Source organism: Stackebrandtia sp., from assembly GCF_035643755.1.
Classification (GTDB): Bacteria; Actinomycetota; Actinomycetes; order Mycobacteriales; family Micromonosporaceae; genus Stackebrandtia.
The window spans coordinates 1-15,050 of sequence record NZ_DASQPW010000062.1 but is presented as its reverse complement, the minus strand read 5'-3'; the positions used below and the strand labels follow the sequence as shown (position 1 = coordinate 15,050).

At 68.6% G+C, this 15,050-nt stretch carries 15 protein-coding genes and 1 riboswitch; of the genes, 8 read left to right on the top strand and 7 right to left on the bottom strand.

The window, feature by feature from the left end; translation table 11 throughout:
- From VE172_RS04535 to VE172_RS04515, 5 genes are all read right to left on the bottom strand, one after another.
- A partial coding sequence (locus VE172_RS04535) for a hypothetical protein (protein ID WP_324797796.1) occupies positions 1–230 on the bottom strand: 230 nt, incomplete at its 3' end.
- Positions 231–248: 18 nt separating this feature from the next.
- Positions 249–1,220: a coiled-coil domain-containing protein gene (locus VE172_RS04530; protein WP_324797794.1), complete on the bottom strand. Its 972-nt coding sequence runs from the start codon at positions 1,218–1,220 to the stop codon at positions 249–251.
- An 18-nt stretch (positions 1,221–1,238) separates the two neighbouring features.
- Positions 1,239–1,389: riboswitch (cyclic di-AMP (ydaO/yuaA leader) on the bottom strand.
- Positions 1,390–1,519: 130 nt separating this feature from the next.
- A complete protein-coding gene (locus VE172_RS04525; protein WP_324797791.1) occupies positions 1,520–2,740 on the bottom strand; it encodes an MFS transporter in 1,221 nt (406 codons plus the stop codon).
- Between the two features lie 6 nt (positions 2,741–2,746).
- Positions 2,747–3,166 (bottom strand): MarR family winged helix-turn-helix transcriptional regulator, encoded by a 420-nt coding sequence (locus tag VE172_RS04520; protein ID WP_324797790.1) that lies wholly within the window; start codon positions 3,164–3,166, stop codon positions 2,747–2,749.
- An 88-nt stretch (positions 3,167–3,254) separates the two neighbouring features.
- Positions 3,255–4,868 carry a CBM96 family carbohydrate-binding protein gene (locus tag VE172_RS04515; RefSeq protein ID WP_324797787.1) on the bottom strand — a complete coding sequence of 538 codons (1,614 nt, stop codon included), beginning with the start codon at positions 4,866–4,868 and terminating at the stop codon, positions 3,255–3,257.
- 178 nt (positions 4,869–5,046) lie between these two features.
- On the opposite strand from VE172_RS04515, the gene VE172_RS04510 reads away from it, so the two are divergent.
- From VE172_RS04510 to VE172_RS04475, 8 genes are all read left to right on the top strand, one after another.
- Positions 5,047–6,795 (top strand): Wzz/FepE/Etk N-terminal domain-containing protein, encoded by a 1,749-nt coding sequence (locus VE172_RS04510; RefSeq protein ID WP_324797784.1) that lies wholly within the window; start codon positions 5,047–5,049, stop codon positions 6,793–6,795.
- A gap of 586 nt (positions 6,796–7,381) precedes the next feature.
- Positions 7,382–8,680, top strand: a complete 1,299-nt coding sequence (locus VE172_RS04505; RefSeq protein ID WP_324797781.1) for an O-antigen ligase family protein — start codon at positions 7,382–7,384, stop codon at positions 8,678–8,680.
- A complete protein-coding gene (locus tag VE172_RS04500; RefSeq protein WP_324797779.1) occupies positions 8,677–9,900 on the top strand; it encodes a hypothetical protein in 1,224 nt (407 codons plus the stop codon). The genes VE172_RS04505 and VE172_RS04500 overlap by 4 nt, the downstream gene beginning before the upstream one ends.
- Positions 9,897–10,778: a sulfotransferase domain-containing protein gene (locus tag VE172_RS04495; protein WP_324797776.1), complete on the top strand. Its 882-nt coding sequence runs from the start codon at positions 9,897–9,899 to the stop codon at positions 10,776–10,778. The genes VE172_RS04500 and VE172_RS04495 overlap by 4 nt, the downstream gene beginning before the upstream one ends.
- Positions 10,766–12,265 (top strand): oligosaccharide flippase family protein, encoded by a 1,500-nt coding sequence (locus VE172_RS04490; RefSeq protein WP_324797773.1) that lies wholly within the window; start codon positions 10,766–10,768, stop codon positions 12,263–12,265. Before VE172_RS04495 ends, VE172_RS04490 begins: the two co-directional genes overlap by 13 nt.
- A gap of 11 nt (positions 12,266–12,276) precedes the next feature.
- Complete coding sequence (locus tag VE172_RS04485) at positions 12,277–13,008, top strand: class I SAM-dependent methyltransferase (RefSeq protein WP_324797770.1); 732 nt, start codon at positions 12,277–12,279, stop codon at positions 13,006–13,008.
- A gap of 82 nt (positions 13,009–13,090) precedes the next feature.
- Positions 13,091–13,348, top strand: coding sequence for a hypothetical protein (locus VE172_RS04480; RefSeq protein WP_324797767.1), 258 nt, complete (start codon positions 13,091–13,093; stop codon positions 13,346–13,348).
- Positions 13,349–13,376: 28 nt separating this feature from the next.
- On the top strand, positions 13,377–13,805 hold the full coding sequence (locus VE172_RS04475; protein WP_324797764.1) for a hypothetical protein: 429 nt from the start codon (positions 13,377–13,379) through the stop codon (positions 13,803–13,805).
- Here the strand turns inward: VE172_RS04475 and VE172_RS25365 are convergent.
- Both VE172_RS25365 and VE172_RS04470 read right to left on the bottom strand, forming a co-directional pair.
- The gene (locus VE172_RS25365) at positions 13,757–13,993 is read right to left on the bottom strand and encodes a DUF397 domain-containing protein (RefSeq protein ID WP_349258253.1); all 237 of its coding nucleotides are present in this window, start codon (positions 13,991–13,993) and stop codon (positions 13,757–13,759) included. The two genes, VE172_RS04475 and VE172_RS25365, sit on opposite strands and share 49 nt — an antisense overlap.
- Complete coding sequence (locus VE172_RS04470) at positions 13,990–14,832, bottom strand: helix-turn-helix domain-containing protein (RefSeq protein WP_324797761.1); 843 nt, start codon at positions 14,830–14,832, stop codon at positions 13,990–13,992. Before VE172_RS04470 ends, VE172_RS25365 begins: the two co-directional genes overlap by 4 nt.
- Between the last annotated feature and the right edge of the window lie 218 nt (positions 14,833–15,050).

Below are 15,050 nucleotides of genomic sequence, written 5' to 3'. Positions count from 1 at the left end.
GACTTCACCGACTTCTCGCTGCGGGAGATCTCATCCTTGATCTCCTTCTTGCGCTTTTGGCTGTGTTCCAGGGTGTCCTGCGCCTTGACGTACTCCTCGATCGCCTTGTCCAGCTTCTTGCTGACGCTGCCCTCGCCCTTGGCGTAGGCGGGGGTGGCGAAGGGGATCAGGATCAAAGCGCACAGCACTGCCATAAGCACCGTCAAGCGGCGTCCGATGGGGGTAGTCACGCACGAGTCTTTCTGGAGTCAGTTGACCGATATATGGACGTGGTTCGTATGGTCCTGCGACGGATTGCCGGTGTGGCCGCTGGAATAGTCCGCCCAGCCGGTTGATGCCATCCAGATTCGGTTGTACCAAATCACGTAATAGATCTCCAGGGCGGACGCGTTGTTCACCGCCCAACCCGCCAGATTGTTGCCGTACTCCTTGTCGCCCCCGCTGGCCACGCCGCCGAAACCGCCGGTGGACACCGAGAAGTCGCAGGCGCGGCCCAAGCCGTGCTCGCCCTGGCTGCTGCTCTCCTGCCGCCAACACTTGGTGTAGCGGGTATACCCGGCCTTCCGCACCTCGTTGTAGGCGTGCAGCATCCGGGGGGTGACGCAACCGCCGGTGCCGGTCGGATCGTTTTCGGAGCAGCCCGATCCGCCGCCGGGGAAGGGGGAGGCGGCCCCGCCGCTGCCGGAGCTCGGCCCGCCGTTGGCCTTGTCGACGGCGGCCTGCGCCCTCTCCTTGGCCTTCTTCTTCTTGGCGGCGGCCTTCTTGGCGGCGTCGATCTGGTCGGCCAGCGAGTCCTTCGCGGCGTCCAGGTCCTCGGCGGCGGCCTTCAACTTGTTGAGGCCGCCGGCGCTCTGCTCGCCCAGGTAGTTGACCGTCGACAGGCTGTCGATGGCGGTGTCGGGGGAGCCGGCGCTCAGCACCGCGGTGGCGGTGGACAGCCCGCCGCTCATGTACATCGCCTCGGCGAAGTCGCCGATGTCGTCGGACAGCTTGTCGATCTGCTTCTTGTCCCGGGCGATGTCGGCGCGCAGCCGCTTCTGGCGCTTGTTGGCGGCCTCGACCTTCTTCTTGGCCTTGACGTAGTCCTTGTTGGCCGCTTCGAGCTTCTTGTTCAGTTTGACCTTTTCGTCGTCGGCGTATGCCGGCGACGAGGTCACCGGGCCGACGAGCAGGCCGAGGGCGGCGATAATCGCCAACACCAGCGGCAATCGGGTGGCCATTCGCTTCACGTAAGTGCGCTTTCGTCTCGTCCGCCTACCGAGTTAGCTGTCGGGTTCGGGCTGCGAGACTGCCCTACCGCGCGTGGCGCGGATTCACCCCGGTCCTCGCGGGGGCGCGAGGCGGTGGGTCCCCGGCTCATCCCGGAGGATGACTCGGCGGTGGGCCGCCGTTGCCTGCGCCGGGTGCGGCGGCAATCGGGCGGCGGCCCCAGGCCACCCTAGCGGGTCGCTTCCAGCGGGACAAGGCGGCGATCACGAATCGGCAACAATACTGCCCGTGTCGGTTACAGCACGCGCTCTTACGCGGCAACGGTTTCGGCGTCGTGGTAGTCGTGATCGACGTCCACTTCGTCCAAGGTGGACAGGTGGGAGCGCCGCACCGCCAGCACCACGATGCCCGCCACACAGCAGGCCGCACCCAGCAGGTACGGCACGACCGGGTCGATGTCCTCTCCCAGCTTGCTGGCGATGTACGGGGCCAGGGCGGCGCCCGCCCAGCGCACGAAGTTGTAGCCCGCCGAGGCCACGGGGCGCGGCGCGTCGGACACCTCCATGGCGGCCTCGGTGAACACGGTGTTGTTGACGCCGATGGCGAAGCCGGTCAGCACGGTGAAGGTGACGACGCCGGCGGTGCCCGACAGACCGATGCCGGTCAGGCAGATCACCAGCAGGCCCAAAGCGACGTACATCGTGTTGACCGAGCCTATGCGGCGTTGCAGCTGCGGAGCGATGAACACGGAGCTGACGGCCACGGCCACGCCCCAGCCGAAGAAGACCGCGCCGATGCCGTAGGCGCTCATGCCCAGGACGAACGGGGTGTACGACAGGACGGTGAAGAACGCGAAGTTGTAGAACACCGCGGCGATGGCCGTTGTGGACAGTCCGCCGTGGGCCAGGGCGCGCAGCGGGTCGGTGAGGCGGGTCTTGACCCGCGAGGTGGTCTCGCCGCGCAACAGCGTGGCGATCAGGATGAATCCGATGGCCATCAGGGCGGCGGTGCCGAAGAAGGGGAAGCGCCAGTGCCAGTCCCCCAGCAGCGCCCCGACCAGCGGCCCCATCGAGATGCCGAGACCGAGGGCGGCCTCGTACAGCAGGATGGCGGCCTCGGCCCCGCCGGAGGCGGCGCCGACGATGACGGCCAGCGCCGTGGCCACGAAGATCGCGTTGCCCAGTCCCCATCCGGCCCGGAAACCGACCAGTTCGGCGACGCTGTCGGAGGTTCCCGACAGCGACGCGAACACCACCACGATGCCCAGTCCGATCAGGAGGGTCTTCTTGCCGCCGATCCGGCTGGAGACGAATCCGGTGATGAGCATGGCCACGGCGGTGACGGCGAAGTAGCTGGTGAACAGCAGCGACACCTGGCTGGGCGATGCCTTCAGGCCCTTGGCGATGGACGGCAGGATCGGGTCGACCAGGCCGATGCCCATGAAGGCCACGACGGCGGCGAAGGCGGTGGCCCACACGGCGGCGGGCTGACGCAGGATGCCGCCGGAGGCGTTTTGGGGGTGGGAGGACATGTGAGGTCAGGCTCCTTTGCTCAATCGGGCGAGTGCCGGCAGGGCCGCGGCGATGGCGCGGCGTTCGGAGGCGGTGAGGGTGGACAGCCGCTCGGCGAGGTAGTCGATGCGCACGGCCCGTCCGGCCCGCAGGGCTTCGCGCCCGCGTTCGGTGATGGCCACGGTGACCACGCGGGCGTCGTCGTCGCCGCGGCCGCGTTCGACCAGTCCGTCGCGTTCCAGGCGGTTGACCTGCGCGGTCATGGTGGGCAGTCGGACGCCGTGTTCGTGCGCCAGTTCGCTCATGCGGCGCGAGTTCTCCGCGAGCGAGCCCAGCACGGCCAGGCGGGGCGTCGAGATGTCGGCGTCGGCCGAGACGCGGCGCAGCAGGAGAATGGCGTCGCGCAGGGTCTGGTTGACGTCGGCGGCGAGTTCTCGGGTGTCCACGGAGACTCCAGATAGTTAGTTAAACTAATTAGCTGAGCTAACTATATCGCCGACGCGGTCCGGGCACAAGGTCTACCGCGACACACCCCTACTTCGTCGCGCCCGGCACCGTGAGATTCACCGAGAACGGCCGCGAGTCGGCGAAGCGCCGGTAGGCGTCCAGACTGCCGGAGTTGATGTCCACCCGGGAATCCCGCCCCTCGGCGCTGGACGACTCGAAGTACACCAGCGCCTTCAGCCGCGGGAAGTGCGCCATCTGGGCCACCGCCCCGTTGAAGACGTCCGCCTGGTGCTGGGGGCTGCTGGACGAATACCAGACCCCCCACTCGGCGACCATCAACGGCTTGGACGGGAACTTCTCGGCCGCCCAGCGGTAGAAGCCCGGCCAGCTCTGGCCGTGGCTGCCGACCCGGTCCACCAGCTCGGCGAAGTCACCGTTGCCGTAGCCGGGATCGCTGTAGCCGTAGGTGTCCCAGGCGATCCAGTCGACCACGTCGTTACCGGGGTACAGCTGGTCGTGCCACGGCTCCTGGGTCCACTTGATGTAGGCCATGTAGACCATCACCGAGATCATGTGGGTCGCCCCGGCCGCGCGCAGCCGCTCGATGACGTGCCGATACATCGCCGCGTAGTCGGAGGCGGTGTAGCCGGAGTTCGGGTCCGGGTTGACGTTGTCCTCGGGTTCGTGGTGGACGGTGAAGAAGAACGGGCGGTCTCCGAAGTCGCGCGCGACGTGCGCGCCCACCTTGTCCAGGAAGGCGTCGATGGTCGGATCGCCCTTGGCGATCTCGGCCCAGCTGGCCCCGGTGGGCTTCCAGTTGACGAACAGGGCGCGCGGGTTCGTCGGGTCGCTGGCGGTCCGCGTCTCGTCGGCCGTGGGGAACAGCTCGGACTGTCCCCTGTGGTACGTGTGGAAGACGTCCTGTCTCCGCCCCGTCGCCTGCTCGAAGCGGGTGAGCGCGGTGGTCTTGGAGCCCGAGGCGTGCGCCCCGGGTGCCACGCCGAGCAGGGCGCCGCAGTCGGGGACCAGGTTCGGGCCGACCGCGCAGCCGGCCTTGTCCTCGTGGGACGCCTCGACGCCGTGCACCGCCGGCGAGGTGCCGGGGGACGGGGTGGTGGCGCCCGGCGCGGGCTCGTCGGCGAACAGGCTCGGCTGGTCCACCGTCGACTCGCGGGAGCGGAAGGACATGTAGTGGGCGGGCGCCGGGGTGGTGATCGCGAAGGACACCTCGCCCGCGGAGAACCGCATCGGGTCGAAACGCACCTCGGTGTCGCCGGCGCGCACGGGCTGCGTGTCCATCACCTTGCCCAGCTGGGGCGAATCGGCGGCGGTGAGCCGGGTTTCGTCCCACTGTGGATTGACCACGGTGATCTCCACCAGGTCGGAGTGCGTCACCTGCTCCACGGGCAGCCGCAGCCGCAGGGGCTGCTCCACCTCGGAGGCCGACAGGGAGAAGCGGACGTAGCCGACCTGCACGCCGGCGCTGCCGCCGCCCACCTGCAGGTTCGGCTGGCTTCCGTAGTTGGTGTCGGGGTTTGCCGAGGAGGTATAGGTGTCGGCGTCGGAGACGACCTGACTGGCTCTCGCGGGCATGCCCTCGAAGGCGCTACTCAGTCCGTCGAACGCGCCGAAGGAGTAACCGGCTCCGAAGCCCGCCACCGCCACGGCACCGACCGTCGACCACGCTGCCACTCGTTTCACCCGGGGTATATCCAGCATTTCCCGTCTCACCTCCTCTTTCATAGGATCACCATCCATGGACAAACGTGTATAGAACACGCCGATTTCCCCCACAAAATCCCCTGTGGCCAGCCCGTGACCTTTTGTCGCTGATCGTCGTTGTCCAAATAACGACCACTCAGAAAGGCCGCCGCGTACGGTGAACGCAGTCCCCTCGACCCAGTCCGCATCCCTTCGTGACTATTTGGACGTACTCCGCCGTCATCGCTGGCTGTTGCTGGTGTGCGTCGTGGCGGGCCTGGCCGCGGGCATCGGGTACGTGACGGTGGCGCCGCGCGAGTACGAATCGCAGGCGGCCGTGCAGGTGCAGCCGACGGGCGCCGAGGACTCCGAGATCTCGGGCCAGCGCTCCAACAAGTCGGAGATCAATCTCGACACCGAGGCGCAGCTGGTGACGTCCACCGCCGTGGCCAACATCGCCGCCGACAGCCTGAACCACGCCGACCCCGACGGGCTCGTGGCCCGGGTGCGCGCCACCGTGCCGCCCAACACCTCCATTCTCGACATCGCCTTCGTCGGCGACAACCCCGACGAGGCCCGCGACGGCGCCCGTGCCTTCGCCGCGGCGTACCTGAAGCACCGCGCCGACTCGGCGCGCTCCCGCCTCACCGAGCAGCTCAAGGCGGGCGAGGACGACCTGGCGCAGATGCAGTCGCAGCGCGCCGCCCTCACCGACAAGCTGAGCAAGCTGGACAAGACCGGCGGCGAATACGCCGACACCAAGAAGGACCGCAACGTCCTGGACAGCGAGATCGCCAACGCCTCGGCGCGCAACGGGCAGCTGCGCTCGGCGTCCGATTCGGTGGGCTCGGGCCGCGTGATCAGCGCGGCGCACCGGCCCTCGCGCCCCGTCTCCCCCGACCTGCCGACCGACATCGCGGCGGGCGGGCTGATCGGTGCGCTGCTCGGCCTGGCCGCCGCCACCGCCCGCCAGCGCTTCTCGGTGCGGGTGTGGCGCGCCAACGACCTGGCGCGGCGCTGCGGCGTCGAGGCCCTGATGAACCTGCCGCGCGGGGCCCAGCCGCGCGGCACCGACGTGTTCGCGGCCTTCGGTCCCGCGGGTCGGCTGTTCTCCAAGCTGCGCCACGAGGTGGCCGCGACCCTGGACGAGCCGCGCGGCGTGGTCGTCGTGGCGGGGGTGGCCCCGGGCTCGGGGTCCAGTGTGGTCGCGGCGAATCTGGCGGTGTCCATGGCGCGGGCGGGCGACAGCACGGTGGCGGTGGCGGCCCACGCGGGCGGCCCCATCACCCTGACGTCCCAGCTCGACGCGCCCGCCGTTCCCGGTCTGTCGGACGTTCTGGCCGAGCGGGTCGCGGTGGACGACGCCATGCACCGCGCGGCCCGCTACCCGCTGCTCAACGTGGTCGGCGCGGGCGGCTGCGCCAACGCGGCGGGCCCGTCGCGCGAGGCGATCGCGGGCGTCTACACGGCGCTGCGCGACAAGGCATCCTATGTGGTGGTGGACGCGGCGCCGATGTCGGTGTCCGCCGACGCCCAGCTGCTGGCCTCCGACGCCGACGCGGTCCTGCTCGTCGTCGAGTCGGGTCTCGACCGCGTCGCCGACGTTTCCGAAGCGGTGCAGGCGATGCGGCGCATCGACGCCCCGCTGGTGGGCGCCGTCGTGCTGCCCCCCGCGCCGCGCACCGCCGTCGAGCCGCTGTCCGTCCCCGACACCGAGGCCGAGGTGACCGACGAGCACCGCGAGCGCACCCGCGCCGTGCTCCCCCGCCAGGCCGACGAGCTGGCGCCCGACGACACCCCGACCGAGTCGCTGCCGATCGTCACCGACGACCTGACCATCACCGACGCCCCCCAACCCAAGACCGCCAACCAGCGCCCCAAGGCGGGCGCGGCAAAACGCGGGCGTCGAGTTGAGCCCGCGAAGTAGCACCGCGCCCGACGCGGCGGGCGCCGAGCGATCCCCTGGCGCCCAAGGAACATCGGTCGCGGGCGACGGGGCCTCCCCCGAAGCCTCGGCGTCCTCGGGCCAGGCGCTGAGCGCCGTCGGGGAGTCCGCTCCCCCACCCACCGACGCCACGCCCTCCCGCCCGTCCACGTCCACGTCCACGTCCACGTCCACGTCCACGTCCACAGGAGATTCATCCATCACCCTGGCGAACGGGCGGTCCCGAAGCGACAGGACACCCCGAGGACGGCGATCCACCACCCCGCGCGCAGACGCCACAAGCCCCGCCCCCAGCACCGCGTCCACCGAGGATCTCCCCACCACCCTGGCGAACGGGCGGTCCCGAAGCGACAGGGCACCCCGCGGGCGACGACCCGCCACCTCACGTGCGGAAGCCACAGGCCCCGCCGCTCGCTCCACGTCCACGGAGGACTCTCCCACCACGCTGGCGAACGGGCGGTCCCGAAGCAGCAGGACGCCCCGTGGTCCAGGGCTAGCCACGCCGAGCTCGACGAACTGGTCCCCCCGCCCGAGTTGGGCGGGGATTCCGTTGCGCGGGCCGGGGTCGGTGCTGACGTGGCTGCTGTTGTTCTTTCCACTGTGGTGGGCACTGGGCCTGGGCGGGGTCATCTTCTTCGTCGCCGCCGTCCCGATGGCGGTGTCCCTGTGGCGCAGGCGAAGTGTGGAGGTGCCGCCGGGGTTCGGCGTGTGGCTGGTGTTCTGCGGGATCGTCGTGGTCAGCCTGATCGGCATCGGGCTCCACCCCGAGGGGACCCTGGCGCCGCACTCCAGCGGCCTGATCCTCGGCGCGGGCTTTCGCATCGTCGGGTACGTGTCCGTCAGCGTCATCTGCCTGTACGCCGTGAATCTCACCGAGCGCGAGTTCTCGCGTCGAGCGCTGATCAACCTGTTCGCCGCCACCGCCGTCATCACCGTGGTCGGCGGCATCGTCGGGACCGTCGCGGGAACCTTCGAGTTCACGTCGCCGCTGGAGGCCCTGCTGCCCGCGAGCCTCGACCGCGACAACTTCGTTCAATCCCTTGTGCACCCGCAGGCCGCGCAGGTGATGAACTTCCTCGGCTACGACACCCCGCGCCCCGCCGCCCCGTGGGGTTACACGAATACGTGGGGCAACATGCTGGCGATCACCGCGCCCTGGCTGGCCGTGGCGGTGTTGAGCTTTCGGGTGGGTGCCAAGGCGAAGGTTTTCGCGTACGCCACGCTGGCGATCGCGCTGGTCCCCGCGATCTACTCCATGAACCGCGGCCTGTGGCTGAACCTCGCCGTGGCGGGCGTGCTCGCCGCCGTCCGCCTCGGGATCATCGGCCGCTGGTGGCCGCTGGTGGGCCTGGTGGCCGTCACCGCCGTGGCCCTGCTGGCCATCGCCGTGACGCCGCTGGGCCAGGTGGTGGCCGTGCGTGCCGCCAACGGCCACTCCGACGACGGCCGCACCTACGCCACCGTGCAGGCGATGTCCAAGCTGCCCTCCTCGCCCGTTCTCGGCTTCGGTTCGACGCGGCAGACGGCGGGCTCGGGGGATTCGATCGCGGTGGGCCCCACCGACAGCTGTCCCCGTTGCGGCGGAAGGACTCTGGGCGGCAACGGCCAGCTGTGGCAGGTGCTGTTCGCCCACGGGATCGCGGGCGGCGCGCTCTACGTGGGGTTCTTCGGGGTGATCTTGTGGCGTTTTCGCCGCGACCACTCCGCCATCGGGATCGTTGGTTCCATTGTGATGGTTATGTCACTGACGTCCATGTTCTATTACAACGCGCTGGTGGCGCCGCTCGTGGTGACCATGCTGTGTTACGCGCTGTTGTGGCGCAACGAACGGGACGCACGTTTGGGGGAAGCGGGGGGCGCGGCATGAGCTCGCGAATCAGCACCAGGGACGACAAGAAGCGGCGCGCGGTGTACCTGACCGAGATGTCGCGGTTGCTGTACGGGCCGGGGCCGGGCGGTGAACGCGCGACGACGGCGTACATCGCGATCCCGAACCTGCGCACCCCTAGGCTCCTGGTGCCCGGGTATTCGCGCAGGCTGGCCGCGGCCGCTCTGCGGCGCTACGCGCGCCCCGCCTCGCGGGCGGCGCGCCTGAAGCGGGACGCGGCGGTGGCCGCGCTGTGGTGTCGGCTGGATCGGTTCATGCTGCCCGACCGCGTGACCCTGGACGCCTCGGGCGACAACGTCGCGGGCTACCTGCGGCGCTCGCTCGGCCAGGAGGTCCACCTCAGCATCCACATCGGACCAGCGCGCGCGAACCGCAAGCCCGTGATCCAGATCCTGGACTCGGGCGCCGACACCGTCGGCTTCGCCAAGCTCGGCACCAACGAGCTGACCCGCCAGCTGGTGAGCGCCGAGACCGCGGCGCTGCGCACCCTGGAGGGGGTGCGACTGCTGCACGTGCGGGTGCCGCGGGTGCGGCATTCGGGCACCTGGGGCGAGCTTCAGGTGCTGGTGCAGGAGGCGCTGCCGGGCTGGCGGCGCCCGATGCCCGTTCAGAACTCGCGGCTGTACCGCGCCATGCGGGAGCTGTCGGGCTGCCTGGGGACGCAGGACGTCGCGCTCGCCGACAGCGACTACGCGTCCACGCTGGAGGCCCGCATGAAGGTGCTGGCCGACCGCGACTGCCCCGACTGCTCCACCCTGGTGGACGCGGGCGTGAAGCTGCTGGACCGCCACGGCGACCAGCGGCTGACGTTCGGGTCCTGGCACGGCGACTGGGCGCCGTGGAACATGTCGATGCTCCCCGAGGGCCTGATGCTGTGGGACTTCGAGCGGTTCGCCACGGGCGTGCCGCAGGGTTTCGACGCGCTGCACTACACGCTGCAACGCGACATCGTCACCCGCGAGATCGACCCCACCACCGCCGTCTTGACCCTGTTGTCCGAGGCTCCGCGTCTGCTGGAGCCCTTCGAGGTGCGGCCGTCGGCCGCCAGGGCCACCGCGCTTTTGTACCTTGTGGACCTTGCCGCCCGCTATCTCACCGACCGTCAGGCCGAGGCGGGCGCGGCGCTGGGGGCTCTGGGGCGCTGGTTGCTGCCCACATTGCTGCGGCACGTCGCCGCCGAAGGAGTGGTACTTCAATGATCACGCTGCGATCCGATCGGATTCCCGCGCAGGTGAAGCGGATTATCCACAAGGGTTCCCACACCCTGGGGAAACTCACCGCCTCGTCCCGCCTGCTGCCCGGCTTCCTGCTGTGCGGCGGCCAACGCTGCGGCACCACCTCGCTGTACCGCGCGCTGTCGGCGCACCCCGCGATCCTGAAACCCATCCTGCACAAGGGAATCCACTACTTCGACACGGGCTACGGCAACGGCCTGTCCTGGTACCGCGCCCACTTCCCCACCAAGTCCACCGCGATGCGGATCAGCGAGCACACGGGCATGGCCGCCCAGGCGTTCGAGTCCAGTCCATACTATTTGTACCATCCGCTGGCGGCGGAGCGCTTCGCCCGCGATCTGCCCGGGGTGAAGCTGATCGTCCTGGTGCGCGATCCCGTGGAGCGGGCCCGTTCCCAGCACGCCCACGAGGTGGCGCGCGGCTACGAGAGCATCGCCGACTTCGCCGAGGCGCTGGACGCCGAACGGTCGCGTTTGGACGGCGAGACCGACCGTCTGCACTGGGACCCGCGCTTCTACAGCTTCAGCCACCAGCACCATGCCTACCGCCTGCGCGGCCAGTACACCGACCACCTGGACCGCATCTCCCGCGTGGTGGCGCCCGAGCGCATCCTCATCGTCGACAGCGGCGACTTCTTCGCCGACCCGAGGCCCACCTACGAGCGCGTGCTGCGGTTCCTGGGCCTGCCGATGCTGGGCGAGCCGAGCTTCGACAGGCACAACGCCCGCCCCCGTCCCACCCACGAGGACACCACTGTGGACGAGGAGCTGCGTCGCCACTACGAGGCGTACGACGCCCGCCTGGCCACGTGGATGGGCGCCGAACCGTCATGGCGCAGGTGACCCTGGAGGCCACCGCCTCCCCCGCCCAGGCCCTGCGCGCCACCGCCCGCGGCGGCCTGCTGAACCTGGCGGGAGCCGTCGCCGCGGGCGCGGGCGGCGTGGTCGTCACCTGGTTGGTCGCCTCGGGCCTGTCGCCCGCGGCGGCGGGCCAGTTCTTCGCCGCCACCTCGGCTTTCCTTCTCGCCCAAGCCATCGCGAAGCTCGGCACCCCCACGGGCCTGGTCTACTTCGTGGCCCGCGCCCGCAACGAGAACCAGCTCGGCGGCCTGCGCGGCGTGCTGTGGGCGGCGCTGGCTCCCACCATGATCATCTCCTGCGTGGTGTCGGCGGCGGCCTTCGTCGGCGCCGACACCCTCGCCGAGCTCCGCCCCGACACCACTGAGACCTATGTGGACCTGCTGCGGGTACTGGCGGTCTTCCTGCCCCCCGCCGTGGCGATCGAGGCGCTGTTGGCCGCCACCAGGGGTTTCGGGCGGATGCGCCCTGGCGTCGTCATCGACAAGATCGCCCGCACCCTGGCCCAGCTCGTGCTGCTGGCCGCCGTGGTGTGGTGGCACGCGGGCCCGCTGGCCGTCACGATCGCCTGGGCCCTGCCGTACCTGCCCGCCGCCGTCGCCTCGGCCTACGCGCTGCGCCGCCGTTACCGCATGGTCGCCACCGACGAGCCCCCCACCTGGGACGTCACCGCCACATCCTTCTGGTGGTACACGGCCCCGCGCGCCATGGCGGGCGTCGCCCAGCTCGCCCTGCAGCGCCTCGACATCATCCTGGTGGCCGCCATGCTGGGCTTCGCCCCCGCCGCCGCCTACACGGTCGCCACCCGCTTCGTCGCGGTCGGCCAGCTGCTGTCCCAGGCGATCGGCACGGCGGTGCAACCCCGCCTGGCCAAGTCCATGTCGGCGGGCGACCACGCCACCGCCCGCGCCCTCTACCAGGCCACGACCGCCTGGATCGTCCTCACCACCTGGCCGCTCTATCTGATCATCGCCCTGGCAGCGCCCTGGTACCTCACGGTCTTCGGCGGCCACTACGTCTCCGACCAGTCGGTCGCGGTGGTCGCGGTTCTCGCGCTGGGAATGCTGATCGCCACGGGCTGCGGCGTGGTGGACAGCGTCCTGGTGATGGCGGGCCGCACCGGCTGGCAACTGTACAATGTGGCCATCGCCTGCGTCGTCAACGTCGGCCTCGATGTCTGGCTGATCCCCAGGATCGGCATCCTCGGCGCCGCCATCGGTTGGACGGCGGCGATCGCGGTCAACAACCTGATCCCGCTTTTCCAACTGGCCACGGTGTTTCACCTTCACCCGATCGGGCGAAGCACGGTGATCTCCATGGCACTGGCCACAGTGTTCTGTGGCCTGCTTCCCGCCGTGGGACTGCCTTTCGGCGACATCGCCCTGGCGGTCGGGATCGGCGTCGGCGCCCTCCTGTACGCCGCCTCGGCGTGGCGCGCCCGCAATAGCCTTCTAACACCTGTGAATGCGTGAGAATACCTGCCATGCCCACGAATTACACCGCCGTCTTCCAGGACCCCAAGGCCGTCGAAAAGTACGCCGAGGAGACCTACGCCGCGGGTACCTTTTCCTCCCAGGTCTCCCGCCGTCAGGAAGAGTGGCTGCGCGGCTTCGTCACCGAGGCCTTCGACACCGCCCCCGTGCACCACGACTTCGCCTGCGGCACCGGCCGCGCCATGCGCATGCTCGAGGGCGTGGTCGCCGAGTCCCACGGCTACGACACCTCCGAGGCGATGCTGTCCAAGGCCCGCTCCATCGGCACCCCAGGCGTCCTGCACCACATCGGCGAGATCGGCGGCCTCCCCACCTCGGCCAAGCGCCCCGCGATCGTGACCATGTTCCGCCTGCTGCTCAACGCGTCCCCCCAGGTCCGCGACCGCGCCCTCGAGTTCGCGGCGGGCATGCTCCCCGACGCGGACGCGGGCGTCCTGATCTGCGAGAACCACGGCCATTCCCGTTCCCTGCGCAAGCTGCGCAAGGTCCTGGGCCGCCCCGGCGACTGGTTCCGCGAGCTCTCCCACCCCGAGGTCGAGGGGCTGTTCGAGCGCCACGGCTTCGAACTGGCCACCGTGCAGGGTTTCACCCTGCTGACGCGCGGCTTCTACGAGCGCCCCCCGTTCAAGTGGGTGGCGCCCGCGGTGGACAGCGCGCTCGCGCGTTCCCGTTGGGGCACAAGGTATGCCTCGGACGTCCTATATGTCGCTCGGCGGATGTGAGTCACGCATCCACATGCGTTACCGTGTGTTGGCGGCCACGGCCAGCGGTCGGTCGTTTCGTCCCTTATAGAAAGGCACGTGAATGTCCAGCATTGACGAGTACTCGGCCCACATCAACGCGGCCATCGACGTGGTGGAACAGGCCCAGGCGAGCGTCGGCCAGACCAAGACCGAGGGCGAGAACCTCGCCAGCCAGTTCGAGGGCATGAACGCCGAGGCCGCGGGCGCCTCGATTCGCTCGTCGGTGGACCAGGGCTCCGAGGTCGAGAACATCCTCGCCGAGGCCATCAACAAGCTGAAGGAAATGCAGTCCACGGCGGAGTCGGCGCGCGGCCAGTAGCCTCGGCTTCGGATGTGAGGGAGACAGCGTGAACAAGACGGATGCCCGCGAGGTGCTGGAGGCCATCGCCACCCGCGACCAGGGCGTGCCCGCCCAGGCACTGGAACGCCTGGGCGACAAGGAAACCCTGCTGCTGATCAGCGCCGCCGTCGGGGTCGCCTCCGAGATGAACTTCCAGCCCGGCGGCGACCCGGTGGTCGTGACGCAGTTCGCCGACATGATGCAGCAGCGCTACGCCGACCGCTACGGCATCAAGCCACGGGTCGTCGAGGCGCTGGTTCGCGCGGCGCTGGGCGAGGACGAGTTGCTCGCCGATGTGGCGGGCGAGGATGTTCTGTCCACGGGGATGCTGGTCGTGTACGAGATCCTCTCGGAGCGCCACCTCGGGGTGGTCGACCTGAGCGACTTTTACAACGAGGTACTGGAGCTGGCGGAGGAGTTCGAGGCGGCGACGTAGGGGATTCGGGTCCTCTTGCGGAGCAGGGCAATTTCGATGCAGTTGGAGCCGCCACCACCACTGCTGCGGGTGCTCTTGCGCCACAGGGTGATTTCAACGCAGTTATTGCCGCCTGCACCATCACTTCGGCTGCTTCGCCGCCAAGTCAGCTCTTCTGTTGGGGTTGGCAGAGACTGACGATCGTTCACAATTTGTCCCTTTCGGACTTAAGCTTCTTCCTCGATGTGTCCACACCAAGGCTCACTTCACTAAGCCGATCATACGCGTGTACCAACTGGTCTACCTTTTCTCGCTCTACGCAAAGGTCCCCCACGGGTGTGCTCGCATACCCAACGAGCGGGTAAGGATTGGCGAGCTCAAATATAGAGAAAGACCCTGGTGTTCCCAGGTACTTCTTGCCAGAAAGGATGCGGATGTCAATGTTGGGCCGATAGCTGACTTCCAGAATGTAATCAAGTTGGTTTCGCATCGTGGTGTTGCCACCAGCCATCCGATTCAGGAGACACTCATCGATGATGCAGCTCAGGTTCGCTGGGTGATGCCTGGTCAAGATGTGCTGCCTCGTCATGCGGACTTCGAGCCAACGTTCAATCTCGGCATCAGAAACTGACGAATTGACTGTGCGCATGACGGCTTCGGCGTACTCGGGAGTTTGCAGGAGTCCTGGAAGATTCGTGATGTCAAATGCCTTGATATGCAAGGCTTTCGACTCCATCCACGCACGGTCCATAAGGTGCGGCAGCACGTCGCCGCGGTATCCGTCCCACCATCCTGTTTGGGCAGCATCATTCCTGATGGTCTCGAGATCTGCTCGCCTATGAGGGTCCGCGACTCCGCACATTTCCATGAAGCGCTGAAGCAAGTCCTCGCCCACGGGGATCTCACCTGCTTCCATACGGGTGATTGATGACGCGTCGCGTCCCAGGTGAGCGCCAGCGTCCTTTGCGATCAAACCAGCCTCGTCCCTGATCTGCCGCAACGCTTCGCCGAGCCAGATGGCACGAATGGTTGGCTGTTTCCTTGGCATCGTGCTCCTTCATCCAACATCTTCTTTGAAGACCTGTGTGTTCATTATTGCATGAGAGGTACCCGTGTGATACAACTGTCAGTAGTCGTGGGGGTGGCTACAGTCACAACGCGATGTTGAAGAGGCTTCCGTGAAAGCGGAAGGAAAACGACTGGGGCGGGCCAAAAGGTTGGTAGCCAGGTCCCGCCCCAGTCCTAACGAACGGAGAGCTCCTCATG